General features: G+C 62.3%; 5 protein-coding genes and 1 tRNA gene. 5 read left to right on the top strand and 1 reads right to left on the bottom strand.

Going from position 1 to position 7,546, the window contains the following annotated elements; all coding sequences use genetic code 11:
* Both HMI58_RS12930 and HMI58_RS12920 read left to right on the top strand, forming a co-directional pair.
* A partial coding sequence (locus HMI58_RS12930; RefSeq protein WP_171620316.1) for an RES domain-containing protein occupies positions 1 to 508 on the top strand: 508 nt, incomplete at its 5' end.
* Positions 509 to 1,170: 662 nt separating this feature from the next.
* A complete protein-coding gene (locus HMI58_RS12920) occupies positions 1,171 to 2,367 on the top strand; it encodes a site-specific integrase (RefSeq protein ID WP_171620314.1) in 1,197 nt (398 codons plus the stop codon).
* Positions 2,368 to 2,525: 158 nt separating this feature from the next.
* Here the strand turns inward: HMI58_RS12920 and HMI58_RS12915 are convergent.
* Positions 2,526 to 2,598: transfer RNA gene (locus tag HMI58_RS12915), tRNA-Ala, on the bottom strand.
* 51 nt (positions 2,599 to 2,649) lie between these two features.
* Between HMI58_RS12915 and HMI58_RS12910 the strand changes: the two genes are divergently transcribed.
* The 3 genes from HMI58_RS12910 to HMI58_RS12900 all read left to right on the top strand — a co-directional run bounded on the left by HMI58_RS12910 (position 2,650) and on the right by HMI58_RS12900 (position 7,452).
* A complete protein-coding gene (locus HMI58_RS12910; protein WP_171620312.1) occupies positions 2,650 to 4,170 on the top strand; it encodes a DHA2 family efflux MFS transporter permease subunit in 1,521 nt (506 codons plus the stop codon).
* Between the two features lie 243 nt (positions 4,171 to 4,413).
* Positions 4,414 to 5,772 carry a potassium transporter TrkG gene (locus tag HMI58_RS12905; protein ID WP_225668114.1) on the top strand — a complete coding sequence of 453 codons (1,359 nt, stop codon included), beginning with the start codon at positions 4,414 to 4,416 and terminating at the stop codon, positions 5,770 to 5,772.
* Between the two features lie 180 nt (positions 5,773 to 5,952).
* The gene (locus HMI58_RS12900; RefSeq protein WP_171620310.1) at positions 5,953 to 7,452 is read left to right on the top strand and encodes a peptidase S10; all 1,500 of its coding nucleotides are present in this window, start codon (positions 5,953 to 5,955) and stop codon (positions 7,450 to 7,452) included.
* The last annotated feature ends 94 nt before the right edge of the window (positions 7,453 to 7,546 follow it).

Raw genomic sequence — 7,546 nt, 5'->3', positions numbered from 1 at the left:
TGACTCTATTCTCGATTCCAAGGTCAGAAGCCTCCAACAAACCCAGGGCGGTTCAGAATATGCCACAATTGCTGCCTGGGAAACCGCTCGGCCCATGCTCGTCATCGATTTGGTTGACCTGCCAAGGATTCCGTCGCTGTTTGGTCCCGCCGAGCGCCATCGACGGTCTAATCTACTCTTTCTCCATGGGTTCGCAGCTGACGTGCGTAAAACCGCCAAAGCTGGAAGTGACGAAGATCAGCACTACGTCCCCACTCAGATCGTGGCCGAACATCTTCGCGCACTCTTTCAAGACGCCGAAGGCAATCAGGCGATGGGAGTTCTTTGGCGATCTGCCAAAAACGAAACGGTAATGAACTGCGTGTTGTTCGTTGATAACGAAGGTTGCGTGGAACAGGGTCCAGAGTGGGCGAACGACGCGAGGGCGTGGTTAGGACTTATTCCTAGCAGTCAACAACGCGGTCCGCTTGCAGACACCTCGACTTGGTTAACAGAAGATCCGCAGTGATTAATTGACCGAGTTACCTACCCATATGGCGATCATTAGTCGTGCGCATCGATTCCGCAACATGGGGGGCTCGCGGATGACATACCATGCCGCTTCAGTCGTCACTCCGTGGGAAGCGTCCTGCCATGACCAGTGTCCTGAAAATTTCGTCTGGCTGTCCCGCACCATGAAGAGCGACCGCCGCTGCACCTGCAGCCCTCGCCCGGCCAGGCGATGCATCCAGCCCTAGCGCACCAACCACCTCACACCTCTGGCATCAATGGTAATCACCGTGAGCGCCCACTCACGTCCAGTCGTGTCGCAGGTTGGATATCCACTCTTCCCGAGCACCTGTAGGGCTGCAGGCGGCAAGCTTTCGATTGTCCGTCATGCAGTCCCAACGCTTTGCTCCCATGAACTGGAACAAACCTTGCCCTTGGGTCGGCAACGAGGATGGAGAGAATTTCATGGCCACCACCCCAGAAAGCAGTGACACCGCGAAAGCTGCTGACTATCAATGGCTGACCCCGAAGGACATTTGCACTCAGCTACAGATTCCAGAGCAGACGTTCTACCAGTGGCGAGTCAGACACCTCGGGCCCCGCGCGTATCGAATCGGTAGGCATTTGCGAATCAGCCGCACCGACTACGACTCCTGGTTGTCCTCACGATTGGACATCTAAATGTCACCAAGACCCCCGCTACCGCTTGGAACATGGGGGAAGATCAGCCGGAAAAAACACCCAACTGGCCGCTGGCGTGCAACGACAAGATACCGTGACACCGACGGCATCACCCGCACCGCTGAAGCCTGGGGAACCAGTGGAGCCGCCGCCGAGCGAAACCTTGTCATTTCGTTCCAAGACCGGCGAGCCCCTGCCACAAGTGATATTTCCAGAGATACTCGGCTATCCGAGCTCAGCGATCTGTGGTTCGACGAAATCGAGCACAATGGTCGCGCAGGCCGAAGGACCATCGATGGCTACCGTGACACCTACCGGCGTGTCATCGAACCCGCACTGGCCGGACTCCGACTGCACGAGCTGAGCACCGGCCGTATCGACCGGTTCCTTAAGGACGTCGCCGCAGACCACCCCGCCACCGCACGTCATTCCAAAATCGTTCTGACCGGCATGGTCGGTCTCGCGGTTCGGCATGATGCCCTGCGCTGCAATCCAGTAGGGGATGTTGGACCTATCAAGTCCGCCACGAAAGACGTCAAGGCGCTGTCCGTCAAAGATGTTCAGCAGCTCCGGTCTGTCATTGCCCGGTGGCAGGAGGACCCCACACACCAAGGACGGCCACGCGCGCCGGACCTACTGGACGTTCTCGACATTTTCCTCGCCACGGGCGCCCGAATTGGTGAAGTCCTGGCCATACGTTGGAAGGACGTCAATCTTGAAACAGAACCGCCGACCATCACGATCTCGGGAACCGTCGTGATGGAGAAAGGCCGCGGTGCCTACCGGCAAGACCACCCGAAAACGAGAGCCGGCTTCCGCACGATGAGGGTGCCGGCGTTTGCCGTGCAAACACTCCAGCGCAGGTACTCAGCCGGGCAGCCCAAACCCGAAGACATGCTGTTCCCGTCTTCCACGGGAACAGTGCGCAGCCCTCACAACTTCCGCAGGCAATGGCGGGACGCCCACGCTGGATCACCCTTTGAATGGGTAACCCCGCATGTTTTCCGGAAATCCGTTGCCACTCTCATCGACCAGGAATACAGTTCCAAGCAAGCCGCCGCACAGCTGGGTCACTCTGGAACTGCAATCACCGAGAAGCACTACATCGCCAAGGCAACCCAGTCGCCGGACCTCACAGCGGTCCTCCAAAAGTTTGGGACCGCATCACTATCCGGACCGGAGGGCATGTCTATGTGAACACCACCCACCGTCGCTGAGCCCAGACCCAGGACAGCAACACCCAAAGCTGATCCCGAATCATCCGAAAGCGTGTGGTTTCCGTGTGATTGAGCCATCCAAAGACAGAAGCGAGGCCCTCCCACCCAACGTTTCCGCAGGTCGGAGACCGAACAAAGTGGAGCTTAGGGGAATCGAACCCCTGACCTTTTCATTGCGAACGAAACGCTCTACCAACTGAGCTAAAGCCCCGCAGAAAGTACTGTAGCAAATCGCGGCCCAGACCCGGAGTAACCTCAGAGAATGACCACACAACGCTCCGCTGAGGAGCAGACCGAGATCAATGCCTGGCCAGCCCTCTGGGCGCTGGTCATCGGCTTCTTCATGATCCTGGTGGATTCCACAATTGTCTCAGTCGCCATCCCAGCGATCATGAACGGGTTGAACGCGGACCTGGACAGCGTGGTGTGGGTCAACAGCGCCTACCTTCTCGCATTCGCAGTACCACTCCTGATCACCGGCCGACTCGGGGATCGGTTCGGCCCGCGCCGCATCTACCTGATTGGCCTGGCCGTGTTCACCCTGGCCAGCGTGTTGTGCGGCTTGGCCGGATCGGTGGAAATGCTCATCCTTGCCCGGGTCCTGCAGGGCCTCGGCGCCGCCATGATGACACCCCAGACCATGGCGGTCATCACCCGGATCTTCCCGCCGGAACGCCGCGGGGCAGCCATGGGATTGTGGGGCTCGGTGGCCGGCGTCGCGACCCTCGTCGGCCCGGTGCTCGGCGGCCTCCTGGTTGACTCGCTTGGCTGGGAGTGGATCTTCTTCGTGAACGCACCGGTCGGCGTCGTCGGGCTCATCCTCGCGTACCGGCTCGTCCCGCAACTCCCCACCAACAGTCACAGCTTCGACTATCTGGGCGTCGTGCTGAGCGCCGGTGGCATGTTCTGCCTGGTGTTCGGTATCCAGGAGGGCGAAACCTACAACTGGGGAACCATCGCCGGCCCCATCTCCGTGTGGTCCCTGATCATCACCGGCGTGGTCCTGCTGGCCGCCTTCATCCTCTGGCAGCGGTACAACCGCAAGGAACCTCTGGTGCCGCTGGGCCTCTTCAAGGACCGCAATTTCTCCCTGGGTAACACCTCGATCTTCGCGATGGGGTTCGCAATCACCACCGTCGCCATCCCGCTGATGCTGTACGCGCAGAATGTGCGCGGCTTCTCCCCCACCGAGGGCGCACTGTTGCTCACCCCGATGGCGATCATCTCCGGGTCCCTGGCGCCTTTGGTGGGCAAGTTGGTCCAGCGCGGAAACCCCAAGTACATGGCGATCTTCGGTTTCTCGGCCATGTCCGTATCCCTGTTCTGGCTGGGGGCAATCCTGACCCCCGACGTACCGGTGTGGGCACTCCTGCTGCCGATCTCCCTGTTGGGTCTGGCGAGCGCCGGGATCTGGGCGCCCGTCTCCCTGACGGCTACCCGGAACCTGCCCCGCGCCTCGGCGGGCGCCGGATCGGGCGTCTACAACACCACCCGACAGGTCGGTGCTGTGCTGGGCAGCTCGGCGATCGCCGCGATGATGCTCTCCCGCCTGACCGCCAACATTGGCGACGGCGGAGCCGAAGCCGTTCCCGGACAACAACTCCCGGAGACCCTGCAGGCGGGGTACGCCGCAGCGATGGGACAGTCCCTCTTCCTTCCGGCTACGGCCATCCTCATCGGCCTCGGCGCAGCGCTGTTCTTCGCCCGGCCGCAGCGCCGGACCGGTTGGGCAGGCGACGAGTCGCCGTCGGGCGTCCCGGCCGAGACGAACGCGGCGAAGTAACCACTGCTAGCTCCGATTTTGGTGAGCAACCTGGACCGAACGCATCAATCTGGACATCGGTGAGAGAGATTCCGCTATCCGATGTCCAGGTTGCTCACCAGAACCGCCGACGACGACGCCACCCCGGCGAAACTGGGGCGTAAAGGATCCATCAAGACCCGGCGGTTCCGCCTCCTCTGGGCAATAGCCTGTCCACGGAAGCCGCGATAGATGCGGGCGTCGAGGTGATGGGGTTGTCTGTCGTTGGCCACAACAAAGCTCAAACGACGGATGGAACTGACGGCGATCAGCCCCGTCCGATTGGTGCCGCTCGCCTTCCTGGCCGCGATTCTCGGTGGGGCCGGTTTGCTGATGCTCCCGCTCTCACGGACTCCGGGAAGCGATGAAGTCTTCATGCCGGCGCTCTTTACTGCCGTCTCCGCGGTTTGCGTCACAGGACTGATAAACGTCGACACCTCCACCTTCTGGACCCCCTTTGGACAGACAGTCATCTTGGCGCTCATCCAGATCGGCGGGTTCGGCATCATGACCTTCGCAACGCTCCTGACCCTCCTGGTGCGCAAAAACCTGGGGCTGCGCTCCCAACTCGTCGCGAAGTCGGAAAGCCGTACCCTGAACCTCGGTGATGTGAAGGGGGTCCTCATCCGGGTGGCGACCATCATGCTCGCCTTCGAGGCGATCACCGCCATCCTGCTGACCGCGAGGTTCTGGATTGCCTACGAGGACGACCTACCCACGGCCGCCTGGCACGGCATCTTCCACTCCATCTCAGCCTTCAACAACGCGGGATTCTCCCTCTTCAGCGACAACCTGATCCCGTTCGGCACCGACCCCTGGATCATCCTTCCGATCTGCGTCGCCGTCATCTTTGGCGGCCTAGGATTCCCCGTGCTCATCGAATTGTTGCGGGGGAACCCGACCCGCAAAAGCTGGACCGTCCACGTCCGGCTCACCGTGTATGGCACCCTGATCCTCCTCGCGGTCGGAACGGGACTCTTTGCCTGGTTTGAATGGGACCGTCCGGAAACCCTGGGGTCCCTCTCGACCGGCGGCCGCATCCTGGCGTCGATTGCCGGTGGCGTCTTCCCCCGGACCGCCGGCTTCAACACCATCAACTACGGGGACGCCGCACCGGAGACCCTGTTGATCACCAACATCCTGATGTTCATCGGAGGCGGCAGCGCCGGGACGGCGGGCGGCATCAAAATCACCACCTTCTTGATCCTCGCCTTCGCCATCTGGAACGAAATCCGCGGGCGCGAACAGGTGACCGTTGGGCGCCGCTCCGTCAGTTCCTCCGTGCAACGCCAGGCGTTGTCGGTCGCGCTGCTGGGCATCGCGGCCGTCCTGCTCGGAACCGTCCTGCTGCTCGCCTTCACCGATTACGGCCTGGAAGCGGCCCTTTTCGAAGCCATCTCGGCCTTCGCGACCGTCGGGCTCAGCACGGGCATCACCTATGAACTGTCCACCGGCGCGGAACTGGTGCTGATGGCGCTGATGTTCATGGGCCGCGTCGGCACCATCACCGTCGCCTCGGCCCTCGCCCTCACCTCGCGCCCCATTCTCTATCGGCTCCCTGAGGAACGTCCCATCATCGGCTAGGAGTCTTCATGATGGTGAGCAACCTGGACCGGAGGGGTCAACCTGGACATCGGTGAGCGGGATCCTGCTCTCCGATGTCCAGGTTGCTCACCAAACCAAAAAACGACGTCGCCGCCCCCGCCCCGGACACACCACCCACTCCGACTGGTTGCCTCGGGGAACTACCGGTAGGCTCTAGCCATGGCTGACGAAACCACAGAACCCCAGAACGCCGACTCCACAACCGAGAAGGTCAAAGAGGTCAAAGAAGTCACCGACGACTTTGCCACCCGGCAGCACACCACCGCCTCGGGCCTGAAGTACACCAGCACCACCGGCCGGTTGGTCCTGCGCCGTGAGGAAACCAAGGACGGCAAGTCCGACGGGTTCAAGCCCAAGGCCGAGATTTTCATCGTCGCCTACACAAAGGACGCAGAGGACTCAGCGCCCGACGGCGGCACTACACCGTCCGAACGTCCCGTCACCTTCGCGTTCAACGGCGGTCCCGGCTCAGCCTCAATCTGGCTCCACCTGGGCCTCCTCGGTCCCCGCCGGGTGGATTCCGGCGACACCGGCGCCATGACGCCAGCGCCCTACGGCCTGGTGGACAACCCGGAAACCCTCCTTAAGCACAGCGACCTTGTGATGATCGACCCCGTCAACACCGGCTTCTCCCGGGTGGTCGAGGGCGAGAAGTCGGACGAGTTCCACGCCTTCATCGAGGACCGCGATCTGGTGGCCGAGGTTATCCGCCTCTGGACCACCCGCAACAACCGCTGGCTCTCCCCCAAGTACCTGGTCGGCGAATCCTACGGGACCCTGCGCGCTGTCGCCGTCGCCGGCCGCCTGTTCGACGCCTACGGCATGGCCGTCAACGGGCTGGGGCTTATTTCGACGGTCCTGAACATGTCCACGCTGCGGTTCTTCCCCGGCAGTGACCTGCCCTACGCCCTGCATATCCCTACCTACGCCGCGATCGCCCACTTCCACGGCCGCCACCCCGGCCGCGAACTGGCCGACGTCGTCAGTGAAGCCGAAACCTTCGCCGCCAAGGACTACGGGTACGCCCTCACCCAGGGCAGCCGCCTCACCCCCGAGGAGTACGACGACGTCGTCGCGCGGCTCGCCGCGATCACCACCCTCGACGAGGGGTTCATCCGGCGCACCAACCTACGCTGGCAGTACGGTGAATTCGCCGCCGAGCTGCTCCGGAAAGACGGACTCGCGGTCGGCCGGATCGACGGGCGGTTCACGGCGCAGCCGGTCAGCCTGCAGAACTCGGCGATGACCGACGACCCCAGCATCCGGGCGATCACCGGCCCCTACGCGGCAGCAATGAACCATTACGTCCGGGCCGAGTTGGGCTACGAAAACGACCTGCCGTACGAGGTGCTCACCGCGCGGGTCCACCCGTGGAGCTACAAGACGTTCGAGGGCGCGCCCGTCGACGTCAGCCAGACCCTCGAGCGCCTGCTGGTTCACAACCCCACGCTCCGCGTCCACGTCGACTACGGGTACCAGGACGGCGCCACCCCTCACTTCGCCGCCGAATACGTCTTCGCCCACATGACGATGACCGACCAGATGAGGGCCCGCTTCACCCACCACTATCACGAGGCCGGGCACATGATGTACCTCAAGCCCGAGTGCCGTCTGGCCCAGCTGGCAGCACTTAAGGACTTCGTGACCCACACGGACTAGGCGCCCCACAGCGTCGCCCGAAGTTTCTTTCCGGCTGAACTCTAAGTAAGCTTAGGTTTCCCGCGGAAAGCCGCGAACACCCAAAAGATAAGGA

It is taken from the genome of Arthrobacter sp. 147(2020) (assembly GCF_013116715.1).
Taxonomy (GTDB): Bacteria; Actinomycetota; Actinomycetes; order Actinomycetales; family Micrococcaceae; genus Arthrobacter_D.
The sequence above is the reverse complement of the archived record's forward strand: the minus strand, read 5'-3'. Positions and strand labels throughout refer to the sequence as shown.